This is a genomic window from Arthrobacter sp. EpRS71, assembly GCF_001512285.1.
In the GTDB taxonomy this organism is placed as follows: domain Bacteria; phylum Actinomycetota; class Actinomycetes; order Actinomycetales; family Micrococcaceae; genus Arthrobacter.
The window spans coordinates 661,227-675,637 of record NZ_LNUV01000006.1 but is presented as its reverse complement, the minus strand read 5'-3'; the positions used below and the strand labels follow the sequence as shown (position 1 = coordinate 675,637).

The 14,411-nt window shown below is 59.6% G+C and carries 15 protein-coding genes and 1 pseudogene; 10 read left to right on the top strand and 6 right to left on the bottom strand.

The features are described 5' to 3' along the window. The first annotated feature begins 16 nt into the window (after nt 1-16). Complete coding sequence (locus AR689_RS13330; RefSeq protein WP_197412878.1) at nt 17-589, top strand: site-specific integrase; 573 nt, start codon at nt 17-19, stop codon at nt 587-589. Next, a complete protein-coding gene (locus AR689_RS13325; protein ID WP_156424598.1) occupies nt 586-1,014 on the top strand; it encodes a DUF6228 family protein in 429 nt (142 codons plus the stop codon). Before AR689_RS13330 ends, AR689_RS13325 begins: the two co-directional genes overlap by 4 nt. 234 nt (nt 1,015-1,248) lie before the next feature. On the opposite strand, the gene AR689_RS13320 is transcribed toward AR689_RS13325, so the two are convergent. Together AR689_RS13320 and AR689_RS13315 are read right to left on the bottom strand one after the other, a co-directional pair. Next, a complete protein-coding gene (locus tag AR689_RS13320) occupies nt 1,249-1,890 on the bottom strand; it encodes a hypothetical protein (protein WP_062070863.1) in 642 nt (213 codons plus the stop codon). Between the two features lie 244 nt (nt 1,891-2,134). Then, a complete protein-coding gene (locus AR689_RS13315) occupies nt 2,135-2,314 on the bottom strand; it encodes a hypothetical protein (protein ID WP_062070861.1) in 180 nt (59 codons plus the stop codon). A 298-nt stretch (nt 2,315-2,612) separates the two neighbouring features. On the opposite strand from AR689_RS13315, the gene AR689_RS23660 reads away from it, so the two are divergent. Beyond that, nucleotides 2,613-2,744 (top strand): hypothetical protein, encoded by a 132-nt coding sequence (locus AR689_RS23660; RefSeq protein WP_286158883.1) that lies wholly within the window; start codon nt 2,613-2,615, stop codon nt 2,742-2,744. A gap of 57 nt (nt 2,745-2,801) precedes the next feature. Here the strand turns inward: AR689_RS23660 and AR689_RS13305 are convergent, their stop codons facing one another. From AR689_RS13305 to AR689_RS13295, 3 genes and pseudogenes are all read right to left on the bottom strand, one after another. After that, nucleotides 2,802-3,248 (bottom strand): RHS repeat-associated core domain-containing protein, encoded by a 447-nt coding sequence (locus AR689_RS13305; protein ID WP_062070857.1) that lies wholly within the window; start codon nt 3,246-3,248, stop codon nt 2,802-2,804. 227 nt (nt 3,249-3,475) lie between these two features. Next, nucleotides 3,476-4,063 (bottom strand): annotated as a pseudogene (locus tag AR689_RS13300) (PDDEXK nuclease domain-containing protein); the annotation flags it as partial. 142 nt (nt 4,064-4,205) lie between these two features. Continuing rightward, a complete protein-coding gene (locus tag AR689_RS13295; RefSeq protein ID WP_062070855.1) occupies nt 4,206-5,639 on the bottom strand; it encodes an amidase in 1,434 nt (477 codons plus the stop codon). 389 nt (nt 5,640-6,028) lie between these two features. Here AR689_RS13295 and AR689_RS13290 point away from each other — a divergent pair, with 389 nt between their 5' ends. Further along, a complete protein-coding gene (locus tag AR689_RS13290; protein ID WP_062070853.1) occupies nt 6,029-6,664 on the top strand; it encodes a TetR/AcrR family transcriptional regulator in 636 nt (211 codons plus the stop codon). Nucleotides 6,665-6,680: 16 nt separating this feature from the next. Here the strand turns inward: AR689_RS13290 and AR689_RS13285 are convergent, their stop codons facing one another. After that, nucleotides 6,681-7,367 carry a TetR/AcrR family transcriptional regulator gene (locus AR689_RS13285; protein ID WP_231745646.1) on the bottom strand — a complete coding sequence of 229 codons (687 nt, stop codon included), beginning with the start codon at nt 7,365-7,367 and terminating at the stop codon, nt 6,681-6,683. Nucleotides 7,368-7,653: 286 nt separating this feature from the next. Here AR689_RS13285 and AR689_RS13280 point away from each other — a divergent pair, with 286 nt between their 5' ends. The 6 genes from AR689_RS13280 to AR689_RS13255 all read left to right on the top strand — a co-directional run bounded on the left by AR689_RS13280 (nt 7,654) and on the right by AR689_RS13255 (nt 14,319). Next, complete coding sequence (locus AR689_RS13280; RefSeq protein WP_062070849.1) at nt 7,654-8,850, top strand: MFS transporter; 1,197 nt, start codon at nt 7,654-7,656, stop codon at nt 8,848-8,850. Between the two features lie 64 nt (nt 8,851-8,914). Further along, nucleotides 8,915-10,069 carry a serine hydrolase domain-containing protein gene (locus tag AR689_RS13275; protein ID WP_197412875.1) on the top strand — a complete coding sequence of 385 codons (1,155 nt, stop codon included), beginning with the start codon at nt 8,915-8,917 and terminating at the stop codon, nt 10,067-10,069. A 67-nt stretch (nt 10,070-10,136) separates the two neighbouring features. After that, on the top strand, nt 10,137-10,622 hold the full coding sequence (locus AR689_RS13270) for a DUF3237 family protein (RefSeq protein ID WP_062070847.1): 486 nt from the start codon (nt 10,137-10,139) through the stop codon (nt 10,620-10,622). 249 nt (nt 10,623-10,871) lie between these two features. Then, a complete protein-coding gene (locus AR689_RS13265; RefSeq protein ID WP_062070845.1) occupies nt 10,872-12,359 on the top strand; it encodes a Na+/H+ antiporter NhaC family protein in 1,488 nt (495 codons plus the stop codon). A 300-nt stretch (nt 12,360-12,659) separates the two neighbouring features. Continuing rightward, a complete protein-coding gene (locus tag AR689_RS13260) occupies nt 12,660-13,376 on the top strand; it encodes an N-acyl homoserine lactonase family protein (RefSeq protein ID WP_197412874.1) in 717 nt (238 codons plus the stop codon). A 157-nt stretch (nt 13,377-13,533) separates the two neighbouring features. Then, nucleotides 13,534-14,319 (top strand): SDR family NAD(P)-dependent oxidoreductase, encoded by a 786-nt coding sequence (locus tag AR689_RS13255; protein ID WP_062070841.1) that lies wholly within the window; start codon nt 13,534-13,536, stop codon nt 14,317-14,319. The last annotated feature ends 92 nt before the right edge of the window (nt 14,320-14,411 follow it).

Sequence of the window (14,411 nt, the reverse complement as noted above, 5' to 3'; positions counted from 1 at the left end):
CGAGTGCGAACTTGTCATGTCCACAACGCGTTCGCCATCCGCGGCCCCCGCTAGCAATGGCATCCGTACATATTCGATTTCAAACTATTCTGACCAAGCACTCCAACAGGTCATCCACGCCAAGGAACTGGAGACCCGCGACCGGGCCGCGGCGATCCTTGTGCTCGCCTTCGGACAACAAGCCGAAAACATCGCACGGCTCACCTGGGACGACGTCATCGTCACCGATGAACTAGTCACCGTCCAACTCGGAACCATACAGATCGCGCTGCCGGACCCTCAGGCACAGCCATGGCGGGAGCTCGCCGCAAACACGGGCCACGAACTGACCGCCGCGCACCCCAACACCGAATGGGTTTTCCGCGGAACATCACCCGGACGCCACATCCACCCAGGACACCTCACAACCCGCCTCAGCAAACTCTTCAGCACCCCTTCCGCACGCCTGGGAACACTCCACGAACTCACCAAACTCGCACCCGCGGCCATCATCGCCGAAACCCTCGGCTACTCCCCCACCACCATCGAACGCCACGCCACAGACTCAGCAGCCGCCTACGCCAAATACATCGCGGCACGGCGCTCATGACAGAGAATGAAGCAATGAATGAGGTGACTATTGGACATCAAGGCACACTCATTTTCCGTGTCGAGAACACCCGCGGCAGTCGAAACGGGCAAATCGAGAACCTGACAGTTACCGCACATCTGCCCGGTCTCAACGCCACAAAGGACGTCTGGGATTTCGACGGTTGGTCGGGGTTGCTGTCCTTCTTTGAGGATCTCGCAAGCAATTGGCGGGGCTGGGACGGGGATAAAAACTTCGACTCCATCGAAGGCGATTTTCGGCTGGCCGCTAAGCACGACGGTCATATCCACCTAGCTCTCGAACTCAGAGAATCAGGTCGCTCAACTCCGTGGACGGCCATGGGAGAACTCATCTTGGATCCAGGCGAAGAACTGACTGCCGCAGCTGAGTCACTCCGAGAAATGCTGGTTGCCCAGAGCCCTTAGGCATCTAGAAATCGCCCACCAACGGGTTCAAGCTGACTCCAGCCATCCTTCGAAAACCGTCTACTCCCGCCTCACGAATACCCGCGCATGCCAGTTAAAATTGTCCGGGGGAGAGGCCCACAAAGGGCCGGTTTCGCTTGCGGATCAGGTCCTGTGTGACGGGTGGCGCGCGTATCGCAGTCAGTACTGGACCCTGTTTGCTGCCCTTCGGGCCTGGTTGCAAGGGATTTGAAGTTAGAGCGCACCGAACCTTTTACGCAGCCCCTTGAGCTTTTCATCGAGCGTGATCAGGCTCAGGTCTAAGATCATGATGTCGCTGTTGAGTGGCTCGAATCCGATTTCACTCCAAACGCTTCTGAGTTTGGACTCGGCTCTCCTTCTCGCCAGCCCTTCTGAATCGTCCATGGGAGCCGGGTATGTCGCAACGAAGCCGGCTCCCGGGCTTAGGGTATTGATGACTTCAGCGGCGAACCAGCGGCCAATACCTCTCCCCCTGAACCCTTTTGCAATCTGAACCCTGTTGAGGATAAGAAAATCCTGGCCGAAGCCTTCGATCGTGTCCTCGACTTCGTCGGTTGGATATCCGGAGCGGGGATCAATGACGGCTGCACTTACAGTGTGCAAATCAGACTCCAGGGAATCCAGGATGTCGAAGACCGCCGGCGCGCCCAGACGACACTTCACTACATGGGCATGACCAACAACTTGCCCGCCGTCGTAGTCGTCTTCTAGGTCAGAGTCTTCGTCGGTGAAGTAGACAGCAGCATGCCACTGCTCCACCATGCGCTGCTCTGGAAAGCTAAGCTCTCTGCGGAGATTCAATTCGATCTGGAGCTGGCTGCCGATCTCATCATTCACAATCCCTGGAAGTCCCATGTGGGAATGCTAACCGTGAACGATGCCCTACCCTTTATTGGAGTAGAAGTAGCCGCGAGAACTACCGGGGCTGCGTCCTATGACACTTTGTCCGCGGGTGCTGGTGGATGCTGGCAACGGAGAATCCGGCATGCCATACAAACAGCGCCCTGTCACAAGTCAACTTATTCCCGCCAATCTACGTGCAGCGCTAAGCTCCCATCCGTTTTGTGGAGATCCGACCTGCCATGGGCGTTTTGAGCATCTAGAAGCCCCGGATGCGTTCCTCATCCAGCTCCGAGTCTGCTTCAAGTGAGTCTGACTTGGAGAAGGCGGAGTTCCGATCGAGTATCTCTGATGAGACCAAGTACTGTCGGCGGGCGATCCCCTCCCGGAACGGCAGCCACACCAAGCCGATCGCCATGAAGACGAATCCAAGCGCCATGGTCTGCCAGCAGAGTGACTACGGTCCATTGTTGCGCGGTCCTGACGCCGGCGGTTCCTCATCCTTGTCAAGGGGCAGCCCCTGCGCAAGTCGCCTGCGATCGTCCCGCGCGGACTCGCGAAGTCGCTTCAATCGCGATCCACCACCCACGGCCACCAGTACGCCCGCTGTCACTATGAGAACGGCCACCAGGGCAATTGACCAGTGGGTTGCGGAATCACCAATGTTTGGCCTGAAAATCACCAACGCAAGGATGGCCAAAAGCATCAAGATGTTGGCTAGTTGAAATGGTCCGAATATGGCAAAGAACGCATCCCATGTTGCCTTGCTGGACCTGTCCTTCATCCAAGCTCCCATCCGCTTTGTGGAGATCCGACCGGCGCAGGGCAATATGGGAACCCGGGCCCTTCCCCCGACAGCCACTCTGTGAAGTCCTTGGTGACGCCGCCCAGCCCTGCAGCGCCGCCGGAAAAATTGACACCTGCGATCAGCATTTTTCGGTTGTACCGGTCCATTTTGCAAGCCTATAGGCAGCGTTTACCCCTTGCTCAGCGCCCATTGTGGCAACAGAAAACGTGTCCAATGCGATTATGTCGAGTTCGTATCGATTGCGGAGAATCATTCGACCGGCGTCTGCACCCAGCGTCACACTAATGAACTGTGCAGTGGTCGAGTCGAAGTATCGATTACGGAGGTAGTAGAGGCCCGTATCCGAATCCTGACATTGCCCGTTCCACTTCAGAACCGTGTCACCGGTACCGGTCTTTGACGTCAGCTTGCCGTAGGCATCGAAAGTAAACGTCGCTGTTGGGATGCCTGTCGAATCGGTCAAGTGTCGCGTGGATCCGTACTGGTCGTGTTGGTAGTAGGTCACTGTTCCGGTGGGGTCAATGTGCTCGACCGGGTTGCCGGCGGCGTCATAGATGTAGCTCAAAGCACCGTGGATGTACCAGTGGCCGGGGACGGGCCGGTAAGTCGGTTGCCTTGGTTGTCATAAGTGATCGCTGTCGAGGTCCCGCCAAGGGTGTACTGAGTGGCTTGGTTGGCTGCGTCGTAGGTCAACGTTGCCCCGTTGGCCAAGGTCGTGGGGTTTCCTGCCGCATCGTATCCGTAGGTGGTGGTGTTGATGCTGGCGAGTTGGTCGCGGTCGGGACCGCCCCGGCTTTCGTTAGTCAGGGCGACTTTTTCATCTGCGGGCAGTTTGTCGTAGGTATAGGCGGCGACAGCCATGGGCCGGGTTGAGCGGCCGAGGCTGTATCGGACGCTGCGGTCGTTCTTGATGCCACAAATAAGGATGCCGATGGTTTCGTTGTGGTGCTCACGGCGGAGCATGTCATCGACAAGAGCGACATAGAAGCTCAGCTTGCCGGCATACTCGGGCTGGAACTTTCCTGTTTTGAGCTCGATGACCACATACCGGTTCTGGTCCATGTGAAAGAAGAGCGTGTCGACGTAGTAGTCATCGCCGTCAACATCGAAGTGCACCTGCCGGCCAACGAACGAAAAACCGGGGCCCAACTCCCGCAGGGTTTCGGTGATCCTGCTGGTCAGCGCCAGTTCAAGTTCCCCGTTCGGCAACTTCCCCCGACAGGCCTAGAAATTCGAAATTGTAGGGGTTTTGGCGACTTGCTGGGCCAGCTCGGAATCCTGTCCAACAAGCCGTTGGACAAAGTTCGACGGCGCCGCGCCAGGTCTCTCCAAGGTCCGGTTCACGATCATGTTCAGCAGGACGTTGCGAGACCATCCATGTGCCCAGTCAGTCCTCCGGCGATTCGCTGGATCGCAAGGGAACCGTGCCCCGCCCCCACTAACCACGGCGTGGCCGGTATAAGCGATGGCGGCGGGTCACTCAGCTTCCGTTTGGAACCAAGGCGAGCCGTTGAGTGAGGCGTCAGACCCTTTCTGCCAGTTCTGGCCGCCACGAGGGATCACTCCAGAAACCCAGACGTTCCTCCACAGCTGCCCCCAGGCGGAATGCCGTGAGGTCATCGAACGGCCGGGCTACGATTTGAACGCCAGTCGGTAGTCCGTTGGATGCCCGCCCTGAGGGCACATTGAGAACAGGGTGCCGGCTGGCGATATTGAAGATCTGGGTAAGGCACTGGCTCACCAAATTGTCGAATAAGACCCCTCCGCCGAGTTCGACGAGCTCCACCCGCGTGGCATCGGCAGCGTATCCGGCAGTTGCCATGGTGGGGCAGATGAGGGCATCGTGCTGTTCGAAGCTGCCGGCGAGCAGGGACTGAATGCGTGCTTCCTCCTCCGCTACATGCAAAGAACCCACTGCCTTCAGGGCTGCTTGGCTGGTTTGCATGACGTTCATGACATCGGGAGACCAGCGGGGATCGTCAACCGGCGCCACTTGCAGCAGCGAGGGTGCGAGTATCAATCCGTAATGGGCCATTGCAGTTGTCATGATGGCTTGCCTGGTGATGGGTATTTCCACCGGAGTGACTATGGCGCCGGCATCCCGCAACGCGTTCGCGAATACCTCAAGGTTGGCTGCGGCCTCCGGTACCACGGGGTAGTCACCAATGGTGACAGCGAGTGCGACCTTCAGCCCGGCGCACGAACCGAAATCAAGCGGAAGCGGCGGCACCGAAGAAACTGATGCGTGGTCTGCCAGGTCCGGTCCAGCAATGACGTTGTTGAAGAGAGCGCAGTCGGTGACTGTGCGGGCCATGGGCCCATTCTGGCAATAAGTGTCCAGGTTCAGGGGTGGAAGCGACGGTACCCTCCCGTAGGGTGGCCGGAAACCGACGACTCCGCAAAGTGCCGACGGTACGCGAATGGAACCTGCTATGTCCGAGCCGGTGGCAAGCGGAGTCAACCCCGCAGCCAGCGCCGCCCCGGAGCCGCCAGAAGAACCACCGGGGCTGAGTTCCAGGTTCCAAGGATTGCGTGTGACGCCCCACAGTTCCGAGTGGGTAGTGACTGCCACCGAAAACTCCGGCGTCGTGGTCCGCAAATGCAAGACGGCTCCAGCGTCGGCCAGTCGACTGACCATGGGTTCGGTGTGGTCCGCGACGTTTCCATCGGTGAGCAGGGAACCGAAGCGCCACGGCCTTCCGGCCATTGGCATTTCTTCCTTGACTGCTACCGGAACCCCTTCGAGGGCGCGAGGTTCCGGTCCTTTCCCGGCATACCGCGCCTCTGCGTTTCGCGCTGTGTCGTAGGCGGTGTCGAACATTTCCTCGGCGACGGCGTTAACGTGGCTCGACTCGGCCACACGGGCCACTAGTGAGTCCAACACTTCCACCGGAGACAGAGTGCGTTCCCGGAAGGCTGCGAGCATGTTTTCGGCGGAGAGGTAGTTCAGGTCCATTGTTTGCTCCTGGACGAAGTGATGTTGATGATCCCGACAGGCCGGAGGCAGGAAGGATAGGTTCCATGTACGCTCTCGAATCCGGAGGTCTGGATAATTCTGAGTTGAACGTCCAAAGATTATCAACTCGATCTGGCGGCTTCAAGACTTGAGGCATAACACGAGTATTTAGCTCTCAAACGCAGGACTTTGGGACATAGTCAGTTTTGGCATGTCCTCAGTAGGCGTGAAAACTTGAACGATTGTCTCAGTTACTTAGCCTCAAGGTGCTGATCATGACGCCAAGTGCTCGGCTCGCCTCGTTTGCTAGCGTTGCTACTGTGCAGTCATCTGCACTGCCGCATAGTGTGCGGCGGGCCGCTGCCATCGGATGAAAGGGCACTACAGATATGAGCCGGCAAGCGGAAACCGCCCAGCCGCGTGAGACACCTGCGCTTACGGACCGCGGGAATGCGCGCAAGGAAGCCATACGCGAGGCTGCCCTGCGGGTGGTTGGCAACAAAGGTCTGGCCGGACTGTCCATGCGTGCCATTGCTACCGAGGCAGAACTGCCACTTGGGGCGCTTGGCTACTATTTCAAAACCAAGGACGACCTGATACTTGCAGCCTTCGAGCTCCACACTCGTCGCGAGGCCGACCGGATGCTGAAGGCTGTGATGGGGGTCGGCGTCAACGCGGATGCGGCAGAGGTGGCCGAGAAGTTGGCGACGTTTGTTCAGCGCGGCCTGACTGAGGAACGTACCAGCTTGGTGGCCGAATACGAGTTCCTGATCGAGTCCACCCGCAATCCGGAGCTGGCGCGCATCTCTCGTGCTTGGCGTCAGGCGCTGCAGATGCAGATCAGCCACATTGCGGCCCGGTTGGGTTCGGATGACCCCGAAACGGATGCCGAAATCATTCTGTCAATCGTCGCCGGCTTGGAAATCGATCATCTGTCCACCCCGCCGGACCCTGCCACCCGCCAGGCTATCCGCAGCGCGCTCAGCCGCACCATCAGCAAGCTCTGGCTTCGCGACGAGGGCTAGGCCCGGCGGCCTAGGTTCACTTTCCTGCGATCGCGTCGCCCACAGGAGCATCGCCGCTGAACATCCCGCCTGACTTAATCTGGTTCAAGAGTGCGTTAAGGCCCACCTCGAACGCGACTTTCATAGTTCCCGGCCTTCGATTCCAAGCTCCTACGGCGTCATCCAGAGCCGATCCGGGCTCCGTATCTCCCCAGGAATCAGCCGGTCGAACATGCCCCAAACCGTTTCCCAGCGCAAAACCGTCGAGTACTTCCAAAGCAATCGCCGTCGAATAGTCGTCCAGTCCAGCCTTTCGCAGGGCCTTCGCAATCCGGTCGTATATGGCCGTGGCGGCAGTTGATGACAGCGGTGAATCCATCAGAAGCACAACGAGCCGTGGATGGGACGAATAGGCTTCCCAGATGCTCGTGACCAAGGCGCGAACTTCCTCCATCCAGTCTTCCATGGGCGAGGGAGGTATCGACTGCCGGGATATGAGCAGGTTTCGGATGAGGTTGGCGAGCTCGTTCTTGTTCTGCACGTGGTAGTAGAGCGAGGGAGTGCTGACCCCCAGCGACCTGGCCAGTGACCGCATACTGAAGTCCCTGCCGCCGTCGATCATCTCCAAAGCGGCTTCCGCGATTCGCTCTGTCGACAAGACGGCGACGACGGGTCGGCCCACCGCATTTCTGCCGGAGGGCGCTGTTTCCGGGAGGTCAGTCATGTTCTTCACGATATAGCCCTTGTCTAATTCCCTGGAGTCTGCAACTATATCTAACACCGTTAGATATGTGATGTAGATCATTAGTGATCCACGCCGTCCAAACTTCATTCACACCAGTGGCCGCTGATTGCCTCAGAGTCCCTCCAGCCGGAGTTCGGATCCCCAACATCCGAAGCCAACCCGAAACCGTTACAACGGAACGGCTGGTCTGATGACACACCCGGCGCCTTTGGTGCACAAGCCCTGTTGACATACGCCCGCTCCGGGCCCGCTATGGAGATACAAAATGACCGAGTCATCATCACCAGTGCGTCTTTCAAGCGCCGCCGTCTACCTGTTCGTCCCAATCGTGAGTGCACCACTTTTCATGACGCTCATGATCGCCCCCATTCTCGCCGTCAAGATCGCCACCGAGTTCGATCTCAGTGCCACCCAGGTAGGGCTTCTGTTTTCGCTCGAACTGGGCGCTTTCAGCCTGGCGACGTTGCCGGCCTACTTCTGGCTGGGCAAACTTGACGCCCGCCGAGCCACTTATCTCTTTGGTGGGCTGGCCCTTCTGGGTAACCTGGCCTCAACCTTGGCAACAAACTTTGCCCTTCTTCTGGCCGCCCGAACGATAACTGCGCTGGCCGCGGGTTCCGTAGCCGTCATAGCGCTTGCTCTCGCAGGCAAGGCCGCCAACCCGGGGCGCGCTTTCGGATTGTTCATCTTCATGCAGGTAGTGCTGGGAGCGGTGGTTCTCTCCGTCTTTCCGGCCGTTTTTGAACCTCTTCCGGTCTCCGCGATCTACCTGACCATGGCAATCCTTATCGCCGTGGCACTGCCAATCACACAGATGTTGCCGGCCAAGCTTTCTGTTGCGGAACACGGGCAATCAATCAAGGGCACATCCAAGGCGTCGCCAGCGCGGTACCTGATCGCCCTGGCCTCGGTATTGCTCTTCTACATCGGTGCCGCAGCGGCATGGACCTTCATTGCGGTTCCCGCCACCGAGGCCGGACTTAGCCTCGATACCATCACCACCACATTGGCAATCGCTACATTCGTTGGCTTGATCCCGTCGCTGTTTGCCTCGGTTTTGGGTGATACCAAATACAACGCTCTGATTATCGTGGTCAGTTTCGTCGGTATCCTTGCCGGCATCTATCTCCTGATCGGACTCACGGCCGCGATCGCCTACATCGTGTCCTCTATCCTCTTCCAATTCGCATGGAACCTCCTGCTGCCCTACCTGTTCTCCATGGTCGCGGCCACCAATTCCTCCCCTCGGGTAACCAGCACCATCAACCTGATGGCTGGTGGCGGCTTGGCCATTGGTCCAATCGCTGCGGGAGCCCTCCTTGAATCAACAGGGAGTACGCAGGCTCTGCTGTGGGCATCCATGGCATTCATCGCGGCAGGATTGGGCTGCGCTGCCTACGTTCTGGCTCGACGGGCACCGGCGCCTTCTCTCCAGGCTGACCCGATTGCCGTCAAGCCCTGACCAGTACCCCGCCCTCCCCAAGCCCACCCATCAGCTCCAAACGATACGGAACCAAGAAATGACAATGAGTCTCAACGAACTGAAACTCTTCACCGGCGCTCCCCAACACGAAAACTTCCCCCGCATGGCCGAGTTGCTTGAAACCCGCCGGATGGAACCCTCCAGCCAGCCGCGCCAATGGCAGACAGGCCCACAAGTCACATTGCCGGAAACGTATCGCCACGAGGGCAGGGAAAGGTCCATTGAAGGGTACCTTGATGCCGCGGAAGTGGGGGCGCTCCTGATTGTTCAGCGCGGTCAGATCAGGTACGAACGGTACATGCTCACCGCCGCCCTCGAACGGCCATGGATTTCCATGTCCGTGGCCAAAAGTGTGGTCTCGGCGCTGGTCGGCATCGCGGTCCAAGAGGGCCACATCGACAGCATCGAGAGGCCCATCAGCGATTTCATTACCGTTGAGCCGGGATCGGCCTATGACGGTACGTCCATCCGCAGTGTGCTGCAGATGTCATCTGGCGCGCGTTGGAACGAAGACTACAGCTTTCCCGACTGCGACCCCCTGCGCATTGCGGATGCTACCTCGGGCCAACACGGCGGTCACGAAGGCATCGTCGCCACCATGGCCCGGGAATTTCCGGCAGATACTATTTGCCGGTACAACAGCTGTGAAACCCAGGCGCTGGCCAACCTTATCCGGGCGGCCACCGGTGAGCACCTGGCGGACTACATGCATAGCCGCCTGGCGGAGCCTTTGGGCTTCAACCATCCCGGCCACTGGATCGTCGATCCGAACGGGGTAGAGATGGGGTATGCCGGATTGAACCTGACGGCGCGGGACTACGCTGCAGTCGGTGAGCTATACCGCAATGGGGGCCAGTGGAACGGCCGCCAGATACTCGACAGCTCCTGGGTCACTGATTCCCTGACCGCCTCGGCACCGCATCTGCACCCCGGCGCGGTGATCGTAGGCGGCGAGCCATTTCCCTGGGGATATGGCTACCAGTGGTGGCTGATGCCCGGCGACCGTGGCGACTTCTCAGCCAATGGTGTCTACAACCAGTACATCTATGTTGACCCGGGTACCGAAACCACCATCGTGATGCATTCCGCCACACGTTTGTACGGTTCCACCAACGACCCGGAGCTGAACAAAGACATCGAGACTCTCGATATGTTCCGCGCTATCGCGGACTGGACAAGCCAGCAGCCTGCCGGCTGAGGTGCATTGCGCAGTTGGCACCTTCACTACCTACCCACCCACACACACTCTGACAAGGACAACCCAGATGACGTCGTCAAGCACAGAAACAGCCACCCCCCTACAGGCAACACCCCCCGCTTTCCGCTACAGCTTCACCATCAAGGCCGAGACATCCCCACCTGTCCTCATCTCTTCCAGGACGGCCGAACAGCTGGAATACATCCCCATCACAGGTGGCCAGGTGAGCGGAGAGATCACCGGGCAGGTTACTGCCGGCGGCGGGGACTGGTGCCTGCAACGGGCCGATGACGTGTTCCAGGTGGAGGCTCGATACGGATTTGCCAGCGACTCGGGAGACTACGTTGACGTCCTGAACACCGGTCTTTTGCGGCATCTGGACGGCGAGTCGGGCGAAGGCACCGAGATGCGCTACTTCGTGACCTCGCCTGTGTTTCGTACAACGTCACCAGGTCTCCAGTGGCTGACCCGCTCAATGTTCATTGGTCAAGCGACTCTCCTCGAGGACAACACCACGATCGACTTCTACGAAGTCCTCACCTTTTCGCAATAGCCGCCCGGCATCGCGGGCTTCCTCCGGTCCACGGAACGACGACGCGGGTCACCACGCAACAGGTCCCACGTGCAACACGAGTTCGGCCCTTGTGCCCGGGGTGGTAAATATGCAATCTTAGTATCCAAGCGCGCCACTCGGCGCGTGATCATTCTGACACCAGCACGGTGCACGGTCCGCTCGCCATCGCTTCTCGATGCGCTTGAGCGGGGGCCCGCCAGGCATAATTCTTCTTCAGGAGTTTCTGCGATGGCGCATGACGCACCCTCTATTCCCCTGTCCCCGTTGACACCCCACGACATGCCCCCGGCCGCACGGGCCAGCCGATTCACGCCGCGCCTGCGCACGATTGTTGGGTACACCGGCGTCCTCGCCGCGTTCCTCTTCACAATGCTTGCTCCGTCGGGCGAGGACGCGGCGTACCAGTGGTGGAGCCTTCTGCCAGCGGTGACGCTCTTCGGGTTTGTCCTTATTACGCACCGCATTATCGAAGGTTTCTTGTGGGCTGGGTTCCTCGCTCCGCTGATGGTGCACCGGGCCGACGCCCCCACTGCGTGGCTCGACCTGATCTATTCCCAGGTTTCCGACCTCGGCAACCTCGGTCTGCTCGCACTCCTCGTGCTCATCGGAGGGCTCCTCGGGGTCTTTGAGCAGTTGGGTCTTGCCGACTCATTCGCCCGCGCCGCCTCACGCTTGGCCCGCGGACCCCGCGCATCGGGCGCGGTCACCGCAGCATCATCGCTGTTGCTGTCGAACGACAACTATCTCTCTGCCTCGGGCGTCGGAGTGAGCATGGCTCCCGTCAACCGCCGCTACGGGCTTCCGCGCACCTTCACAGCCGCGGTGCTACGGTCCACCGGCGAGGCCGGCACCACACTCAACCCGATTGGCTCGACGTCGGTCCTCTACGTCAGTCTCCTGCTCGCCGCCGGCTACGGCTCGAGCGAGATGGGCGTGTACCTCGAGATCCTGCCGTTCCTCTTCTACTCCATCGCCGGGGCCCTCATCGGATTCCTTCTCGCAGTGCAGGTGATCCCGATCTTCGGTCCACTCAAGCGCGATCTCGACGGAATCCACAACGAAGCGGCCGCGACCGAAGACGACGGCCGGAAACTCCCACACTTCCTGAACTTCCTTGCGCCGATCGTCACCGTGATTTTCGTGAGCTTTGTGTTCGGGCAGCTGCAGCTTGGCTTCGTTCTCGCCCTGTTCGTCACTGGCGCTCTTCTCGTCGTGCAACGCCACGCTTCGATCACGGGTTACGTCGATGCGGTGCTTACCGGCATGAAGGAGATGTTCTCGCTCGTGCTGCTGCTGGCCTTGGCGTTCGTACTCGTCGGCGGCATTAAGTCGCTCGGTTTCACAGAGTTCGTCATTGATGGCGTCTCGGGCTTTATCGCTCCGCAGTGGCTGCCGCTGATCATCTTCGCGATCTTCGCCGCTACCGAGATGCTCGTGACCCTCAACTGGTCGCTCTATATCCTGCTGATCCCGGTGCTCGTGGAGTTGTCGCTCCGCATCGACGCGAGTGTGCCCGTCACGGTTGCCGCCTTGATATCGGCGGGCACATTCGGCCTCGCGTCATCCATCTCGTCCGACGTGGGACTGCTGACATCGAGTTCCACCAGGGTGCCACTTTACCGGCACTGGATTACAAGCCTGCCGTACCAGTTGCTCGCCGTCAGCGTCGCTCTTATCGGCTACACAGTGGTGGGGTTCGCCGGAATCACAGGCTGACTCAGGCAACCAGCGAACAGGTGCCTCCGATCCCCCGGTCGACGGTGAGGAGCGCCCGCTACCGGAAGTGGTCCGGCTCCAACTCTGCTGAGGCTGTTCGGATGCCCCATTCAGAACGTGAAACCACGGGCCAGTTGCGCTACCGCACGCCGCGATCTGGCTAACCCCGTGACAGGGAAGCTCCCTGACAGAAAGAACCCAATGAACTCAAATGAAAGCAGTGACGTTTCACTGTCAGCTGTTTGTCACCGTCTCCACTGCCTCACCCTGGCCTGGGATCCAATCCCGGAGTCTGTGTCCATGGAAGGCGGATCGGAGCGAATATTGCGCGAGCCCGTCCCCGCCATGCTGGTAAAGACCTCCATCGGATGGGTCCTGCTGGACACCGGCACGGACGCGCGGAGATTCCGGGGCCCCGACCCAGACGATTTGTACGCTCCCGCGGGGATTCCCGAATTCTTGTCGGATGGTGACCCATTGCTCAGCGCGCTTGCCGATCACGGATTGAACCCATCGGATCTTGCCTTGGCCGCGGTCTCACATCTGCATTTCGATCACTCTGGAGGACTACGCCACTTAGCGGAAGCCGGCGTCGAAGTCTGCATCCAGCGGCGGGAGTTGGAGTTCGCAATGAATGTTGCCGGCCGAGCCGATGCGTATCTGCGGGAGGACTACGCCAACCCCGACATCAAATGGCGCATCCTCGACGACGAAGCAGTGATCGCGCCCGGCATTGAAGCCATTTCCACGCCCGGCCATACTCCGGGGCACATGTCCTACCGGGTCCGGATGGCTGAATCGGGAACCTGGCTCTTCGCAATGGATGCCATCGATCTTCAGGCGGGGATCGACTTGAATCAGGTTGTCGGGACGTATGCCGTCGCCGAGGACGCTCCACTCCGTCGAAGGTCCCATGATCGACTTGTCGAGCTGGCAGCCATGGAGGGTGCAAGGCTCGTGGCGGGTCACTGTCCCGAGACGTGGGCCCCGCTCACAATCGCCGAGGGGCATGCATGATCAGGCGCCGCAGTCACGGCGGCGTTGGTCAGGGGCGGAGGCCCCTCACACACCATTCTCAATTTCTAATGAGACACATTTGTTTCCCAAGCAGGAACTTGGACGGTATGGAAATGCTGCCCGGAGACCTCGTATCCAGCAACAAGGAGTATCTAAAGTGAGTGTTGAAGTCGGCTCAGGGCAGCGTGTGGCCTTGGTAACCGGGGCAGGTAGCCCTGAAGGAATTGGGTTCGCGGCGGCGCGTGCATTAGCGAGCCAGGGCGTCCGTTTGGTTGTCACGTCGACGACCGAGCGCATTGAAGCTCGCGCTGAGGAGCTCCGTGCGCTCGGCGCCGATGTGCGGGCAGTTGTGGCAGATCTGACAGATTCTGCCCAGGCCACTGCGCTGGTCGCGCGCACAGTGGCGGAGTTTGGGCGCCTTGATGTTCTTGTAAACAACGCCGGGCTTGCGGCTGTGAACGATGCCGAAGCTCAAGCAGGGATAACGTCCATCACAGACGACGAGTGGCACATGGCGTTGCGGCGCAATCTAGACACCATGCTGTTCACCACCAGGGCAGCCATCCCGGAGATGATAATCGGTGGATCCGGGAGGGTGATCAATATTTCCTCGCTATCGGGTCCCGTCACGGCGTATAAGGGCGACGTCGCTTATCACGCCGCCAAAGCAGGCGTCGTCGGCCTGACCAGGTCAGCTGCCCTGGACGTGGCGGAATACGGGGTAACGGTAAATGCCGTCGCCCCCGGGTGGATTGCCACGGCATCCGCTACCGAGCACGAGATCCTCATGGGTAAGGCGACTCCAATTGGACGTTCAGGAAACCCCGACGAGGTGGCCAGCCTCATTGCGTTCCTAGCCAGCCCCGGGGCCTCCTACATGACGGGCCAAGTCATTGTCGTCGATGGTGGGAATTCGATTATCGAGGAACACGGTGCTGCGTGATGAACACGTCCAGCCATCCCCAGCGTTTGTTGGTCACACAATGCCAGACAGCCACAAACGGCACCGTCGCCACGAGTGCCTGGATCGTCAGT

Coding starts and splice junctions, on each gene's coding strand:
- AR689_RS13330 (WP_197412878.1), top strand. CDS start 17: ATGTCCACAACGCGTTCGCCATCCGCGGCCCCCGCTAGCAATGGCATC.
- AR689_RS13325 (WP_156424598.1), top strand. CDS start 586: ATGACAGAGAATGAAGCAATGAATGAGGTGACTATTGGACATCAAGGC.
- AR689_RS13320 (WP_062070863.1), bottom strand. CDS start 1,890: ATGGGACTTCCAGGGATTGTGAATGATGAGATCGGCAGCCAGCTCCAG.
- AR689_RS13315 (WP_062070861.1), bottom strand. CDS start 2,314: ATGGCGCTTGGATTCGTCTTCATGGCGATCGGCTTGGTGTGGCTGCCG.
- AR689_RS23660 (WP_286158883.1), top strand. CDS start 2,613: ATGGCAAAGAACGCATCCCATGTTGCCTTGCTGGACCTGTCCTTCATC.
- AR689_RS13295 (WP_062070855.1), bottom strand. CDS start 5,639: ATGGACCTGAACTACCTCTCCGCCGAAAACATGCTCGCAGCCTTCCGG.
- AR689_RS13290 (WP_062070853.1), top strand. CDS start 6,029: ATGAGCCGGCAAGCGGAAACCGCCCAGCCGCGTGAGACACCTGCGCTT.
- AR689_RS13285 (WP_231745646.1), bottom strand. CDS start 7,367: ATGACTGACCTCCCGGAAACAGCGCCCTCCGGCAGAAATGCGGTGGGC.
- AR689_RS13280 (WP_062070849.1), top strand. CDS start 7,654: ATGACCGAGTCATCATCACCAGTGCGTCTTTCAAGCGCCGCCGTCTAC.
- AR689_RS13275 (WP_197412875.1), top strand. CDS start 8,915: ATGAGTCTCAACGAACTGAAACTCTTCACCGGCGCTCCCCAACACGAA.
- AR689_RS13270 (WP_062070847.1), top strand. CDS start 10,137: ATGACGTCGTCAAGCACAGAAACAGCCACCCCCCTACAGGCAACACCC.
- AR689_RS13265 (WP_062070845.1), top strand. CDS start 10,872: ATGGCGCATGACGCACCCTCTATTCCCCTGTCCCCGTTGACACCCCAC.
- AR689_RS13260 (WP_197412874.1), top strand. CDS start 12,660: ATGGAAGGCGGATCGGAGCGAATATTGCGCGAGCCCGTCCCCGCCATG.